Origin of the sequence: Lentzea sp. NPDC051838 (genome assembly GCF_040681245.1) — a bacterium.
GTDB lineage: Bacteria > Actinomycetota > Actinomycetes > Mycobacteriales > Pseudonocardiaceae > Lentzea.
In genome coordinates, this window is sequence record NZ_JBFAYI010000008.1 from 16,601 (window position 1) to 31,059 (window position 14,459).

At 69.4% G+C, this 14,459-nt stretch carries 14 protein-coding genes; 9 read left to right on the forward strand and 5 right to left on the reverse strand.

Annotation, left to right across the window (positions count from 1 at the left end; genetic code table 11):
* Positions 1 to 11 precede the first annotated feature (11 nt).
* Positions 12 to 770 carry a hypothetical protein gene (locus tag AB0M24_RS19930; RefSeq protein ID WP_363769393.1) on the forward strand — a complete coding sequence of 253 codons (759 nt, stop codon included), beginning with the start codon at positions 12 to 14 and terminating at the stop codon, positions 768 to 770.
* Here AB0M24_RS19930 and AB0M24_RS19935 read toward each other — a convergent pair.
* The gene (locus AB0M24_RS19935; protein ID WP_363769396.1) at positions 736 to 3,459 is read right to left on the reverse strand and encodes a BTAD domain-containing putative transcriptional regulator; all 2,724 of its coding nucleotides are present in this window, start codon (positions 3,457 to 3,459) and stop codon (positions 736 to 738) included. The genes AB0M24_RS19930 and AB0M24_RS19935 overlap by 35 nt on opposite strands.
* A 217-nt stretch (positions 3,460 to 3,676) precedes the next feature.
* Between AB0M24_RS19935 and AB0M24_RS19940 the strand changes: the two genes are divergently transcribed.
* The 5 genes from AB0M24_RS19940 to AB0M24_RS19960 all read left to right on the forward strand — a co-directional run bounded on the left by AB0M24_RS19940 (position 3,677) and on the right by AB0M24_RS19960 (position 7,301).
* Positions 3,677 to 4,039, forward strand: a complete 363-nt coding sequence (locus AB0M24_RS19940; RefSeq protein ID WP_363769399.1) for an RlpA-like double-psi beta-barrel domain-containing protein — start codon at positions 3,677 to 3,679, stop codon at positions 4,037 to 4,039.
* Positions 4,040 to 4,117: 78 nt separating this feature from the next.
* The gene (locus tag AB0M24_RS19945) at positions 4,118 to 4,852 is read left to right on the forward strand and encodes a DUF4397 domain-containing protein (RefSeq protein WP_363769402.1); all 735 of its coding nucleotides are present in this window, start codon (positions 4,118 to 4,120) and stop codon (positions 4,850 to 4,852) included.
* Positions 4,852 to 5,373 carry a class F sortase gene (locus AB0M24_RS19950; RefSeq protein WP_363769405.1) on the forward strand — a complete coding sequence of 174 codons (522 nt, stop codon included), beginning with the start codon at positions 4,852 to 4,854 and terminating at the stop codon, positions 5,371 to 5,373. Before AB0M24_RS19945 ends, AB0M24_RS19950 begins: the two co-directional genes overlap by 1 nt.
* Positions 5,374 to 5,431: 58 nt before the next feature.
* A complete protein-coding gene (locus AB0M24_RS19955; protein WP_363769408.1) occupies positions 5,432 to 5,617 on the forward strand; it encodes a zinc transporter Slc39a7 in 186 nt (61 codons plus the stop codon).
* Between the two features lie 109 nt (positions 5,618 to 5,726).
* Positions 5,727 to 7,301, forward strand: coding sequence for a hypothetical protein (locus tag AB0M24_RS19960; RefSeq protein WP_363769411.1), 1,575 nt, complete (start codon positions 5,727 to 5,729; stop codon positions 7,299 to 7,301).
* On the opposite strand, the gene AB0M24_RS19965 is transcribed toward AB0M24_RS19960, so the two are convergent.
* The 3 genes from AB0M24_RS19965 to AB0M24_RS19975 form a co-directional block, all read right to left on the reverse strand.
* Positions 7,282 to 8,985, reverse strand: coding sequence for a dihydroxy-acid dehydratase (locus AB0M24_RS19965; protein WP_363769414.1), 1,704 nt, complete (start codon positions 8,983 to 8,985; stop codon positions 7,282 to 7,284). The genes AB0M24_RS19960 and AB0M24_RS19965 overlap by 20 nt on opposite strands.
* A 498-nt stretch (positions 8,986 to 9,483) precedes the next feature.
* Positions 9,484 to 9,921 carry a Rieske (2Fe-2S) protein gene (locus tag AB0M24_RS19970; protein WP_363769417.1) on the reverse strand — a complete coding sequence of 146 codons (438 nt, stop codon included), beginning with the start codon at positions 9,919 to 9,921 and terminating at the stop codon, positions 9,484 to 9,486.
* Positions 9,922 to 10,015: 94 nt separating this feature from the next.
* Positions 10,016 to 10,411: a MerR family transcriptional regulator gene (locus AB0M24_RS19975; protein WP_363769420.1), complete on the reverse strand. Its 396-nt coding sequence runs from the start codon at positions 10,409 to 10,411 to the stop codon at positions 10,016 to 10,018.
* Between the two features lie 108 nt (positions 10,412 to 10,519).
* On the opposite strand from AB0M24_RS19975, the gene AB0M24_RS19980 reads away from it, so the two are divergent.
* From AB0M24_RS19980 to AB0M24_RS19990, 3 genes are read left to right on the forward strand one after another with little or no spacing between them, the layout of a single operon-like run.
* Positions 10,520 to 11,761 (forward strand): hemolysin family protein, encoded by a 1,242-nt coding sequence (locus tag AB0M24_RS19980; RefSeq protein WP_363769423.1) that lies wholly within the window; start codon positions 10,520 to 10,522, stop codon positions 11,759 to 11,761.
* Positions 11,758 to 12,786, forward strand: coding sequence for a hemolysin family protein (locus tag AB0M24_RS19985; RefSeq protein WP_363769426.1), 1,029 nt, complete (start codon positions 11,758 to 11,760; stop codon positions 12,784 to 12,786). Before AB0M24_RS19980 ends, AB0M24_RS19985 begins: the two co-directional genes overlap by 4 nt.
* The gene (locus AB0M24_RS19990; protein ID WP_363769429.1) at positions 12,787 to 13,728 is read left to right on the forward strand and encodes a sporulation protein; all 942 of its coding nucleotides are present in this window, start codon (positions 12,787 to 12,789) and stop codon (positions 13,726 to 13,728) included.
* A 51-nt stretch (positions 13,729 to 13,779) separates the two neighbouring features.
* On the opposite strand, the gene AB0M24_RS19995 is transcribed toward AB0M24_RS19990, so the two are convergent.
* Entirely contained in the window at positions 13,780 to 14,442 is a 663-nt protein-coding gene (locus AB0M24_RS19995; protein WP_363769432.1) for a hypothetical protein, read from the reverse strand.
* Between the last annotated feature and the right edge of the window lie 17 nt (positions 14,443 to 14,459).

Sequence of the window (14,459 nt, forward strand, 5' to 3'; positions counted from 1 at the left end):
GGAGGGCGAAAGTGAAGCAGTGCATCAACTGCATGACCCGGTTGCCGCGCAAAGAGGTCACCGAGGTCGCGTGGTGTGCCTTGTGCACGCCGTGCCTGCAGGTCGTGTCCGATCAGATGAAGCTCCTGCACGACCGGCCGGGAGGCGCGGACGTGCAGATCTACCAGTGCGGCTGGTGCGGTGTCGCGCGCTCTTGTGGCGTCGGCGCGCGCACGAGGTGCCTGGTGTGCCTGGACGACAGGTCGGTTCCGGACCCGGCCGTGCAGAAGATCGCACGGCAGCTGGAGCTGGACGGCACCTGGCGCGAGAACTCGGAGCTGATCGCCGCGACGACCGTGAAGATCCGGCTGGCGAAGTACTTCCAGCCGGGCTGGACCGTGCTCGCGACCGACCTGCACGGGTTGCCGTGGACGGCTTTCCGGTGGCTGACGAAGTCGCACGGGACGTGGGGCCGCAACGCCGAGACCGGTGAGGTGGCGCCGCTCAAGCACTCCCGCGGCGAGGAGAACCTGCTTTACCTGGTGCGGTACGGGAAAGTGCTGAAGTTCGGGCGCGGCAACGTGCACCGCGTGGGCGGGCACATCGCGCTGGGCGCTGTTCCGGTACTGGTGCTGCGGGCGTCCAGCCAGGAGGTCTCCGTGGCTCGGGACAAGCTGAAACGCTTGCACCGCACGGAGATGGTGTCGTCCCGCACGCCGGTCGACCTGTTCGCGGTGCTGCCGGACGGGCAGGACGTCACGGATCACACCGGCGACACCGCCGCCCCGTGAGCACTCCCGCCGGTGCATGGCCCGGATCCCCGGTGAACCGCGCGAAGATCGCTCCTGCCTCCTCGTCCTCGCCCAACGCGAGCAGCGCCTCCGCCTGGCCGAGCAGGTAGCCCGATTCCTGTTGCAGCTCAAGCGCTTGAGCCGCGAGCTGCCGTGAACCCAGGTGCGCGAGGGTGACGAGGGCGCGGCCCTGCTGGGCGAGGAGGTCGTGGTCTGACGCGAGGTCCAGGGCACGGGTGGCGTGGTCGTGGGCGGTGTCGAGCGCGCCGAGACCGAGGTGGGCGTGGGCCAGGTCGACCAGGATTCCCGGTGTCAGATGGGAGTACTGCTGGGAGTCGGCGTGCTCGCGCGCTTTCTGGAGCGTGGCGAGGGCGAGCGAGTGCCGGCCGGTGTGGGACTGAAGCCGTCCCGAGGCCGTGTAGGCGGCGGGAGTGAACGGCAGTGCGAAAGGACCGGCCTCGGCACTCAGGAGGTCGTCGAGCAGCGCCCTGGCGGAGGCGGTTTCGCCGGTGTCGCACGCCAGGGCGGCGCGGATGGCCAGGACGTGCAGGCGCCACGCCGGCGCACCGGTGCCGGACACGAGGTCCTCCAGGCGGGCGAGCGTGGTGAAGGTCCGGTCCAGTCGTCCCAGCTGACGGGTCACGAAGCAGATCGACACCATCGTCGCCGGGGGAAGGGCGGTGTTGGCGCGGTAGTGCAGCTCTTCCTCGTGATAGCGGAACGCTTCGCGCAGCCTGCCCGCGTTCCCGAGGGCGATCGCCATGCCGCCACGCAGATCGGCGTGCTGGTCCGCGGTCGTGGCCAGGGACACGGCCGAGCGCAACACGGCCAGCGTCTCCTGGACGCGCCCGCACAGGCTGGTGCAGCGGGCGACGTTCTGCAGTGCGTAGAGGCGGCTCACCGAGTCGCCCGCCTCGCCGAAGAGATCGGCCGCCGTCCTGAACTCGGTGGCCGCGCGGGACGCGTCGTCGGCCATGTGCGCGGTGCCGATGGCGGAGTGCATGGTGGCCTGGCCGAGCACGTCCTGCTCGGAGATCGCGGCTGTCAGGCCCACGTCGAACAGCCGCAGGGCCTGCGTGGAGCGCGCCATCAGCCAGAGGTGGCGGCGCAGGGCGTCGGCCAGTTGCCACGTGCGTCCCGGCGGGCTCGCCAGGGCGGCGGCCAGCACGTTCGGGTACTCGTCGTCCAGCCACTCGGCGGCGTCGGTGACTGACTCGAACGTAACGGAGGTCGGCCGCGCTTGACGTTTCATCTGCGGTGCCACCAGATCGCTCGCGGCGTCCGTGCTCTGCAGGTAGTGGTCGAGCAACCGGGCGAGGGCTTCTTCGTCCGTCACGAGGTCGCGCGCGTAGGCGTGCAGCAGGTCGTGCATGCGGTAGCGATGACGGCGGTGGCGTTCGACGAGGCTGGCGCGTTCGAGCTCGTTCAGGGCTGGGCGGGCGTCGTCGCCGAGCAGTGCCGTGGCCGCCTGGAGGGTGAACGACGGCCGCGGCACCAGGCCGAGCAGCCGGAACAGCCGGGCGGCCTCGTCGGGCAACGCGCGGTAGGAGAAGTCGAACGCGGCGGTCACGAGCGGCGCGTGGGCCAGCGCGGTCACGGCGTCGCTGACCGAGGCCCGGCTCGTCGCCGCCACCCGCAGCGCCAGCGGCAGGTAGCCGCACAACTTCGCGAGCTCCGCTGCGTTGTCCGCGCTGCCCGTCAGCGACTCCACCAGCGTGCGGGCGTCGTCGGGGCACAGCACGTCGAGCGCCAGCCGGTGCGCGTCGTCCAGCGCGACGAGGCCGCGCAGGTCGGTGCGGCTGGTCACCAGCGCGGCACAACCGGGATCGGCGGGCAGCAGCGGCCGGACCTGCTCCTCGTTGGAAGCGTTGTCCAGCAGCACGAGGATCTTCTTGCCCGCCAGCAGACTGCGGTACAGCGCGACCTGGTCGTCGAGCGATCGCGGTGCCTGCTGCACGCCGAGAGCCCGCAGCAAGGTGCGCAGGGCGTCGTCCGGCGACACCGGGGCCCTGGTGTCGAAGCCGTGCAGGTTCACGTAGAGCTTGCCGTCCGGGAAGTCCGCGCTGTGTGCCCACCTCAGCGCCAGCGCCGTCTTCCCGACCCCGGGCGGGCCGGTGATCAGCGACAACCGTGCCGTCAGCTCCGCCAGCTCGTCAGTGCGCCCGACGAACGCGCGCGGGTCGGGCGGCAGGGCGGTCCGGCTCGGGACGGCGAGCTCCTGGTGTTCGGACGTCGCCTGCCCGCGCAGGTCGTCGAGCCGCGCGGCCAGCTCGGGCAGCCGCTTCAGCCCGTCCAGCGCGGGTCCGCGCCACAGCGTGAGAGCCGAGCGGTAGGCGTCGGCGGCCTCGGCGTGGTCCTGGTCGGCTCGCAGCGCGCGGGCGTGGGCGAGCAGGTGGGTGAACTCGTGCAGGTCGGTCGGGCAGGCCAGCCGATAGCCGTCGTCGCTGGTCAGCACCGTCTGGGCGCCTAACAGGGACCGGAGCAGGTGCACCCGTTTCTGCACCTGCTGGCGATGTCGCGACGGCAGCCGCGTGCCCCACAGGGCGGAGGCGATCTCGTCGGTCGACGTGGGCGTTTCGGTGCACGCGAGAATCGCCAGAAGTGCCTGTTGCGTCGGGCCGCAGACATCGACGGTGGTGTCGCCGATCCGGACTTCCAACGCGCCCAGGACGCGAATGCAGACGCGCACCCGGCGAAGCCTAGTCGACGCCGCCAGATGAGACGTGCGCGCATTTCTTGGCGTCAATTGTGCGGTTCTTATTCGATCGTGGTTATGGCTGGTAGATGGCCTATGTATCTTTGTGAGCAACACTCGTGAGCATTCCTCGAATAGCGCTCTGCTTGGAACTGATGCAGGATATTTCGCCCTCACCGAATGTATAGATCTCCGATCGAGGAGGTACCTCATGCGTGGGAAGAAAATTCTGGGTGCGGCCCTGGCGGCGGTTTTCACCGTGTCCGTCGCGTCGCCGGCGTCCGCCGTCACCATCGGCACGGCCGGGCTCTTCCTCCCGGTGCTGACCACCTGCAACCTGCTGCCGCCGCTGTTCCAGGAGACCGCCAGGGTGCCCGCCGAGGCGTTCGACGAGCACGGGTGCGGCGCCGAGATCGAAGTGGAGGCGGCGGGCGGCCAGAAGGTGACCGCGAAGGTCACCGACCGATGCGGCGTCTGCGCTCGCGGCGACATCGACCTCAGCCCGGCCGCGTTCGACAGGATCGGCAGGCGGGACGAGGGGCGCGTCAAGGTGACGTGGAACTTCATCGACTGATCGTCCGCTGATGCAAGACCCTCACCGGACGCTGATCAGGCGAGTTATCGTTGTCGCGTCCGGTGAGGGGAGGTCCGCGTGCGCGTGCTGGCTGTCGTGTTGCTCTTGTTGCTCTCGGCTGCGCCCGCACAAGCGGCGACCGGCACGTACCTGCGCCTCGGACACTTCTCGATGGACCAGGCCCGCGTCGAGGCCACCCTCGACGGCGTCAAGCTCGGCACCCTCGACTACGCCCAGCTCTACGACTACCGCCGCGTCGACCCTGGCGACCACGTCGTCGAGTTCCGCACCGATCCGGCCGCGCCCGTGCTGAGGTCCGTGCTGGTGAAAGCGGGCGAGGGCAAGGCGTACACGGTCGTCGACATGGCGTCGTCGATGAAGGTGATCGACGACGACGTCAGCCTGCCGCCCAACGGCCAGGCGCGGCTGCGCGTGCTCAACGCCGGTGACGCCGAGATGGACCTCCTGCGCGGCAGCGTGTTCGTGCACCGCAACGTCCCGGCGAACTCCACGACCGGCTACGCGGTGATGCTGCCCAGCTCGGACGCCCTGCAGATCGCCCAGCGCGGCAAGGACTCCACCCGGCTGGAGGCCACGCTCGAGTCCGGCGCCGTCTACACGTTGCTCGTGAGCGCGCGCCGCATCGAGCTGCGCACGGACGCGAAGGGCGCGCAGGTCGTGCCCGGCGGCGGCACGGAGACCGGCTTCGGCGGCATGGCCGGCGGCTGGGACTGGCTCACCGCGCTGGTCATCGCCCTGATCGTGGGCGTCGCGATGTTCGCCGTGCGCGGCAGGCTCTTCCGGTTCGGCTGATGAAGGGCAAGCTCGTGATGGGCGCGGCGATCCTGGTCGCGCTGATCTACATCGTGAAGGATCCGGACGCGGAGCAGGTGCCCGAGCCCGTGACCGTGCGGATCCCGTCGATCGGCGTGGAGTCCTCGCTCGAAGCCCTGAAGGTGGACTCCGCGGGCGTGCTGGAACCGCCGACCCGCGCGGACAAGGCCGGCTGGTACGCCAAGGGGATCGCGCCGGGCGACGCCGGACCCGCCGTGATCGCGGGCCACGTCGACTCGAAGACCGGGCCTGGCGTGTTCTACCGGCTGCCCGAACTGCAGCCCGGTGCCGAGGTCCAGGTGGAGCGCAAGGACGGCAGCAAGCTCACGTTCGTCGTGAACCACACCTACAAGACCGAGAAGACCGCGTTCCCGACCGCCATCGTCTACGGGCCGACACCGCTGTCCGAGCTGCGGCTGGTGACGTGCGGCGGCGAGTTCGACCGGGTGGCGGGCAGCTACCGCGACAACGTGATCGTCGAAGCGGTCCTGAAGGCCTGAAACGGCAAGAAGGTTGCAACAACTGCAGGTCGTCGCGCCTCGTGCCAGCATCCGTCGCATGACCAACGGAGTTCACTCCCACGAGCACAGCCACGGCGGTATCACTCACTCGCATCCGCACGAGTCGCACGCGCACGACCACGTCGAACACTCGCACGCCCACTCCCACGGCGGCGAAACGCACTCGCACGCCCACGTGCACGACGCGGCGCACACGGACGAACACGAGCACTCCCACGCCTGAGGAGCGGAACGGGAACGTTCTGGGCCGCTGAACGGGAGCACTGACCCGCTACGCTTGCGCCACCTGCCGCCATCCACGTTGAGGCGGCAGGAGCAGTGCAGTGTCTCGAATGGCGAAAGTCCTTGCCACACTGGTGGTTCTGGGCGGCTTGGCACCGGCGGCGCACGCGGCACCGGCGTGCTGGCAGGAGTTCTGCGGCAAGTACCCACCCGCGTCCCAGCCCGGCCAGTGGTCGTCGGCGCACGTCTCGTACGGAACCGACGGCAAGCTGAAGTACGCGTCCGACAAGGACCGCAACCGCGTGCCGGACTTCAGCTACGTCGGCTACCACTACGGCGAGAAGCCGCTGCCTTCGGTGCCGGACGTCGTCACGATCAGTCCGGTCTCCGGCGACAACACCGCGCACATCCAGCAGGCCCTCGACCAGGTCGGTGCGCGCACGCCCGACTTGAACGGGCATCGCGGCGCGGTGAAGCTCGCGGCCGGCAAGTACGAGATCCGCGGCACCGTGCGGATCAAACAGAGCGGCGTGGTGCTGCGCGGATCCGGCGACGCCACCACGTTGTTCGGCCGCGGCGACACACCGCACCAGCGCACGGTCGTCGTGCTCGGCAGCGACGCCAAGACGCCGTGGACGGTCGGCGCGGCCACCGAGGTCACGACGCCGTTCGTGCAGGTCGGGTCGGTGAGCCTGGAGGTCGCCGACGCCACGCGGTTCAAGGTCGGCACCGAGGTGATGGTCAAGCACCCGTCGTCGCAGAAGTGGATCGACGCGGTCGGCGGCGGTGGCACCGTGAACTCTCCCAAGTGGACCGCGGGGTCGATGGATCTCAACTGGGTGCGCCGGATCAAGGCGATCGACGGGCGGAAGCTCACGTTCGACGCGCCGATCTACAACCACCTCGACCGGTCGTTGACGGTCTCCACGGTCGCGCCGGTCACCGCGCGGAACCTCGTCAGCGAGTCCGGTGTGGAGAGTCTGCGGGTCGACGTCGAGACTCGCGGCGGTGAAGACGAGAACCACGCCTGGAACGCCATCGGGGTGTTCGGCGCGGACAACAGCTGGGTGCGCGGCGTCAAGACCCGCTACTTCGGTTATGCGGGCGTCGTCACCGAACGGTCGGTGCGCATCACGGTGAAGGACTCGCAGGCCACTGACCCGGTCGCGATCCGCACCGGCGGCCGCATGTACAACTTCGCCGCGAACACCAACTCCCACCTGATCCTGTTCACCGGCTTGCACGCGTCGAAGGCCCGGCACGCGTTCGTGAGCAACGGTGCGAACTCCGTCGCGGGCGTGGTGTGGACGCGCTCCACTGTGGACGGTGGTGACGCCGAAGCGCACCGGCGGTGGAGCCAGGGTCTGCTGTTCGACAACATCCGCGAGGTCAGTGGCAGCAACCAGGCCAAGCTGATGAACCGCGGCGACTACGGCACGTCGCACGGCTGGGGTGCCGCGCACTCGGTGGTCTGGGACTACAACAAGGAGATGGTGATCCAGAAGCCGCCGACCGCGCAGAACTACGCCGTGTCCAACGAGGGCACGCGGCGCTCGCAGCCGTACTTCCCCGGGCCGTGGGGGAGCATCGAGATCAAGACCGGGCCGCTCGTGCCCGAGTCGCTGTACGAGGCCCAGGTCGTCGACAGGCTCGGTTCCGGCAGGCTCAGTGGGACTCGCGGGTGACCTCGCTGCCGCTGGAGCCGACCAGGAAATCCAGGTCGGCTCCGGTGTCGGCGCCCAGGACGTGGTCGATGTAGAGCCGTTCCCAGCCTCGTTTCGGTGACGCGAACGCCTTCGACATCGCCTCGCTCGGCGTACGGCTGGCGAAATCTGGTGCCTCGACGTCGATCCGGCGGTTCTCCACGTCCAGCACGACGACGTCGCCGGTGCGCACGAGCCCGAGCGGCCCGCCCGCCGCGGCTTCCGGTGCCACGTGCAGGACGACCGTGCCGTACGCGGTGCCGCTCATGCGTCCGTCGCAGATCCGGACCATGTCGCGCACGCCCTGCTCCAGGAGCTTCTTGGGCAGCGGCATGTTCGACACCTCCGGCATGCCCGGATAACCGCGCGGACCGCACCCGCGCAGCACGAGTACCGAGTCCGCGTCGACGTCGAGATCGGGGTCGTCGATGCGGGCGTGGAAGTCCTCGATGCTGTCGAACACCACTGCTTTTCCGCGGTGCTGCAACAGGTTCGGCGACGCGGCGGCGGGTTTGATCAGGGCGCCGTTCGGCGCGAGGTTGCCGCGCAGCACCGCGATCCCGCCCTCGGCGATGATCGGCTCGGTGCGGCTGCGGATCACCTCGGGGTCCCAGATCGGCGCGTCGTCGAGGTAGTCGACGAGCGGGTTTCCCGTGACGCTCAACGCTTTCGGGTCGAGCAGGTCGCGGACTTCCCTTAATACGGCCAGGAGCCCGCCCGCGCGGTGGAAGTCCTCCATCAGGAACCGGCCCGCCGGCTGGAGGTCGACCAGCAGCGGCACGCCCGACCCGATGTGGTCGAAGTCGTCCAGCGTCAGGTCGATGCCGAGCCGTCCGGCGATCGCGAGCAGGTGCACCACGGCGTTCGTCGAGCCACCGATCGCGGCGAGCGCCACGATCGCGTTGTGGAAGTTGGCCTTCGTGAGGAACGTGCTGGGCCTGCGGTCCTTCTCGATCAGCTCGACGATGAGCCTCCCGGTGCCGTGCGAGGCTTCCAGCAGCCTGCTGTCCGGCGCCGGAGTGCCCGCGACGCCGGGAACGACGGTGCCGAGCGCTTCAGCCACGAGGGCCATCGTCGAGGCCGTGCCCATGGTGTTGCAGTGGCCGCGGCTGCGGATCATCGCCGACTCGGAGCGTACGAACGCCTCCTGACTGAGCGTTCCGGCGCGCACCTCCTCAGACAGCCGCCACACGTCCGTGCCGCAGCCCAGGGGAGTGCCGCGGAACGTGCCGGTCAGCATCGGCCCGCCCGGCATCACGACCGCCGGGACGTCGACGGACGCGGCGGCCATCAGCAGCGCGGGAATGGTCTTGTCGCAGCCGCCGAGCAGCACCACGCCATCAACGGGGTTGGCGCGCAACATCTCCTCGGCGGCCATCGCGGCCATGTTGCGCCACAGCATCGCGGTCGGGCGCACGTTCGTCTCGCCCAGCGACACCACGGGCAGGTTCAGCGGAACCCCGCCCGCCTCGTGCACCCCGTTCGACACCGACGCGGCGACCTCGTTCAGGTGCGCGTTGCACGGCGTGAGGTCCGAGGCGGTGTTGGCGATCGCGATCTGCGGTCTGGAGAAGGCGTCGGAGGGGGCGCCGCGCCGCATCCAGGCGCGGTGGATGTAGGCGTTGCGGTCGTCGCCGGCGTACCACTGCTCGCTGCGTAGTCCCACGGCATCTCCCTGCCCGACGATCCCGACGGTGTCCGAGGTGATCCCGACGGTGTCCGAGCTGCGTGCCCACCGCCCCCCGCGCGCTTCCTCCTGGCGCAACGCGCGGACCCCGGTTTTGGTTCCCGCTCTGTCCACAGACTAGCCGAGATCGCATCACCGCAGGTCAGCCGCGTTGACTCACAGAAAATGCCCGCGTAGCGGCTTCGTTGCCTCATGAAGAAATGCCCGCGAAGCCATGTCGGCGCATCGTTGGCGATGGGGTTGAGCATGGGTGAGCGCAAGGCGGTGACCTGTCAGCTCGCCCGCCGCCATCCGCCGCGAGATCCACGCCCTCACCGACGCCCTCGCCACTGAAGTGACCAGGAGATACTTCCCCGGTCAAGCCCTACCGAGGCCTGTCCGTCACGGGCATTTCCCATGAGGCCACGAAGCCACCTACGCGGGCATCTTGACGTGAGGCAACGGGCAGAGCTCAGCCAACCTGTGGACAACTCGCGATCATGCCACGACGATGTCGTCCCCCTTGGTCTTCGTCTTGATCAGCGGCAACGGCTTCTTGGCCGGGCCGGACTTGCGCTTGCCGTCCACCGAGCTGAACCGGCTGTCGTGGCACCAGCAGATGATCAGGTTCTTGTCGACCTCGCTGCACATGCAGCCCTGGTGCGTGCACTTGGCGTCGAACGCCGTGTACGTGCCCTTCTTCGGCTGCGCGACCACGACGGACGTCTCGTCGTCGAAGTAGACGACCACGCCGCCGTTGAGTGGCACGTCGGCCTTCTTGGCGAGGACGGTGCCGGGCGGGAGCTTGCCGCACGGCTGGACGTCCGGGGTGGCCGCGGCGGTGCCGGTGGTGATCACGGTTGCCGCAGCGGCGCAGCCACCGATGAAGCAGCGGCGGGTGACCTGGGGCGTGGTGGGGGTGTTCGGGAACTCCATGCGCTCACTTCCTGCCGGACGTCGGGCGCGGCGGAGGCGGCTTTCTCACCTTGGCGTGCGAACGGAGTGCGGGCGAGCCCCGAATTTTCGCGGACTAAAGCGGCAGATCGGGCGGTAGCTGCAGGGCGATGGTGATCAGCGAATGCACTCGGTTCGCGATCACGGTCAGCAGGCCGTGCATCGCGGGAGACGCGGCGTCGCAGGCTTCCTGCAGCGTGCGCAGGTCGGTGTCGATCTGGCCGAGCACGGCGGCGGTGTCGGCGGGCGCCGCGGTGAACGCCCGCGCGATGTCCTCCAGCGGCAGGCCGTGGACCTCCAGGCGCTGCACGAGGTGGATGCGGTCCACGTCGTCGGCGCGGTAGAGGCGGTAGTTGCTCGCGGTGCGCTGGGCGGGGGAGATCAGGCCGAGCGTCGTGTAGTAGTCGACTGTGCGGATGCTGACTCCGGCACGGGCGGCGAGCTCGCCGATCTTCAACAGTGATTCGGACAAAACCGGCGACCTCCGCTCTCTCAAACCGTACAGTGCTACGTGCTACTGTTGAAGTATGCCTGATGAAGCCGACATAGACGGCTGTAGTACGTGGCCGGGTGCGTCTTGTTGATCGCATCCGGCTTGCTCGCCATCGTGGTGCTCACTGTCGCCACGGGGTATTTCGTCGCTCAGGAGTTCGCGTACATGGCGGTCGATCGCGGCCGTCTGCAGCAGCTGGCCGAGGCCGGATCCCAGCCCGCCGAGCGTGCGCTGCGCGTGACTTCGAAGCTCTCGTTCATGCTGTCCGGTGCCCAGTTCGGCATCACGGTGACGGCGCTGCTCGTCGGTTACGTGGCCGAGCCGTTGCTCGGCCAGGGCCTGGGCGTGCCGGGCTCGATGGTGATCGCGCTGGTGTTCGCGACGTTCGTGCAGATGGTGCTCGGTGAGCTGCTGCCGAAGAACCTCGCGATCGCGCGTCCCGAACGGCTGGCACTCGCGTTGAGCGCGTCGACCTTGGTGTACCTCAAGATCGCGGGACCGGTGATCCGGCTGTTCGACGCGGCCGCGAACCGGCTGCTGCGCGCGGTCGGCATCGAGCCGGTCGAGGAGCTGCCGCAGGGCGCGACGCCGGAGGACCTCAAGCAGATCGTGGAGGACGCGGGGGAGCAGGGGCACCTGGATCCCGAGCTCACGCGGTTGCTGGAGCACGGCATCGGGTTCCGCGAGCTCGTCGCGGAACAGGCGATGACTCCGCGCGTGAACGTCCACACCGTACGGTTCGACGAGCCCGCCGCGCGCGTGGTCTCGTTGCTGGACACCGGAAACTCGCGTTTCCCGGTCGTCGGTGAGGATCTCGACGACCTGCGCGGCGTCGTCGGGCTCGCTGAGGTGCTGACGTTGACGCCGGAAGAGCGTTCGTCGGTCGCCATCGAGAAGATCGCGTCGCCTGCTCTGGTGGTGCCCACGACGTTGCCGCTGCCTGCGGTTCTGGAGAGGCTGCGGACCGAACGCCGTCAGCTCGCGTGCGTGGTCGACGAGTTCGGCGGGTTCGCGGGCGTGGTCTCGCTGGAGGACCTGGCCGAGGAGCTCGTCGGCGAGATCCACGACGAGGACGACCTGGTCGCGGAGCTGGTCGAGAAGGTCGGCGACGACTGGCGCGTGTCCGGGCGGATGAGGCTGGACGAGGTCGAGGACGCCACCGGCGTGGAGCTGCCGGAGGACGACGCCTACGACACGGTCTCCGGGCTCGTGCTGCACCAACTGGGGCGCGTGCCCGAGGCCGGCGACGAGGTGGTGCTGGACGGCGTGACGCTGCGGGTGGCCGCGGTCGCGCGCAACGTGCCGGACACGGTGGTGCTGTCGCGATGAGCATCGTGATCTCGGTAGTTCTGCTGGCGTTGAACGGCTTCTTCGTGGCCGCCGAGTTCGCGTTGATCGCGGCGAAGCGGCACCGGCTGGAGCAGGCGGCCTCGACCTCACGGGCGGCGCGGGCTGCCGTGGCGGGCGTTCGGGAGCTGTCGTTGATGCTCGCGGGTGCCCAGCTCGGCATCACGCTGTGCACGTTGGGCCTCGGCGCTCTGGCGAAGCCTGCTGTCGCCGACCTGCTTTCGCCCTCGCTGGCGTGGACCGGTCTGCCGGATGCCGTCGCCTACGGTGTGGCGTTCGCGATCAGCCTGGTGCTGGTGGTGTTCCTGCACATGGTCGTGGGCGAGATGGCGCCGAAGTCGTGGGCCATCGCGCATCCCGAGCGGTCCGCGCTGATCCTGGCGCTGCCGTTTCGCGCGTTCGCCCGGTCGGTTCGCTGGATCCTCAGTGGACTGAACTCGACGACGAACTCGGTGCTGCGCTTGATGAAGGTCGAGCCGCAGGACGAGTTGGCGCAGGCCCACCGGCCGGACGACCTGCGGATGCTGCTGCGCCAGTCCGCCGAGCACGGTCTGATTCCCGAGGGCCAGCAACGGCTGCTGACCCGGATGCTCCAGGTGCAGCGAACGACCGTGCGCGAGGTGATGGTGCCGATCGCGCAGACGTCGTCGGTCACGGAACACACCACGGCGCGGGCGATCGAGCGTCGCAGCCTCCAGTGTGGACGGTCGCGCTTCCCGGTCACCGACCTGCGCGGTCACTACGTCGGCCTGGTGCACATCCGCGAGGCCATGCGGGCCACGGCGCGCGGCGAGGACCTGCCGGCCCGCGCGTTGATGGGGCCGGTGCTGACCCTGCCCGCGTCGATGCCGGTCGCGCAGGCCGTGACGGCGATGCGCGCCGAGCGGTCGCAGCTGGCGTTGGTCGACGACGGCGAAACCGTTGGCATCGCCGCACTTGAAGACCTCCTCGAAGAGCTGATCGGCGACTTCGAGGACGAAACCGACACCCGCGAGAGGAAACGGTAAATGTTCAAGCGGATGCTCAGCGCCTTCGGCGTCGGTGGCCCGTCGGTCGACACAGTGCTGGACTCACCGCACGCCGCGCCCGGCCAGCTCGTCACCGGCCAGGTGCGCATCCAGGGTGGCAGCGCGGACGCCGAGATCGGCCAGGTCGTGCTGTCGCTCGTCACCCGTGTCGAGGTCGAGCACGGCGACCACGAGTACGGCGGCGTGTCCGAGTTCCTGCGAGTGGTCGTCGCGCAGAGCGTGCGGGTCGCCGCCGGGCAGCCGGTGTCGATCCCGTTCCAGCTCCCGATCCCGTGGGAAACCCCGATCACGGCGGTCGGCGGCGCCCAGCTGCCCGGCATGACAGTGGGCGTGCGGACCGAGCTCGTGATCGCGGGCGCGCCGGACAAGGGCGACCTCGACCCCGTGCTGATCCACCCGCTGCCCTCGCAGGACGCGGTGCTGAACGCGTTCGGGCAGCTCGGTTTCGCCTTCCGCAGCGCCGACGTCGAGGCAGGCCGCCTGCACGGCGTGCCGCAGGAGCTCGGCTTCTACCAGGAGATCGAGTTCTTCCCGCCCGCCCAGTTCGCTGGACGCGTGTCGCAGGTGGAGCTGACGTTCGTGGCCTCGCCGCACGAGCTGTTCGTGATCCTCGAAGCCGACAAGCGCGGCGGCATGTTCTCGTCGGGCGGTGACGCGTTCGGCCACTTCCGCCTGTCGCACCAGGAAGCGCAGGTCGCGGACTGGGCGTCGTCGATCAACGGCTGGCTGGCGCAGGTGGCGGAGCGCGGCGGTGCTCACCACGGCTACGCGCAGCACGGCCACCACGGTGGACATCACGGTGGCGGGATGGGCATGGGCACCGTCATCGCCGCCGGTGCCGCCGGTGTCGTGGGCGGCATGGTGGTCGGAGAGATGATGGATGACGCCTTCGAGGACTTCGGCGACTTCGGCGGCGAGTGATCTTCAGAGCACGTGGTCGGGCGACGCTGAATCTCGCGTCGTCCGACCCGCTCACGCGACGTGCTCGGAGACCGTGAGATCGGCTTCGCAAGCCGGGCAGGTCGCGTGACCGAAGAGACGCCGCACCACTTCGGCGACGTTCTCCTTGCCGTGGCTCACCGAGATGGAGTGGAGCCGGCCGCCCACGCCGTCGAGCGTGACGGCACCGGCGGGCCGCAGCGGGCGGTCGTCGCAGTCGTCGGCGCGGCTGACCTCCTCGGCGAGCAGGATCTGGATCGCGGTACCGCACTCCGGGCACTCGATCTCGAACTCCTGGTCGGCTACGCCCCACGCCAGGGTGTCGATGGTGTCCCAGAAGCCTTCGAACGCCAGCACGCATCCGAGCAGGTACGCGTAGGTGTCCTCGTCGGCGGCAGGCAGCAGGTCGTTGGCCCTGGCCAGCAGTTGGGCGATGGACGCGGCGTGCTCGACGCGCACCTCGTCGCCACCGTCCGCGACGATCCCTCCCGCGAGCACGACGGCCTGGACGTCGTCGATGCGCGCGAGGTGCGGCAGAGCGGCGTAGCTGGCGGGGTAGGAGGTGCCCTGATGGCACAGCGCGCTCCAGAGCTCGCTCCACGCCTCCTCGTCGTTCGCCTTCGCCACCCGGTCCAACAGGCCGGGGATGTCCTCGGCCGTCCCGTACGCGTGGGTGAGCACAGACCAGTCCGCCATGCCCGCGATCAGATCAC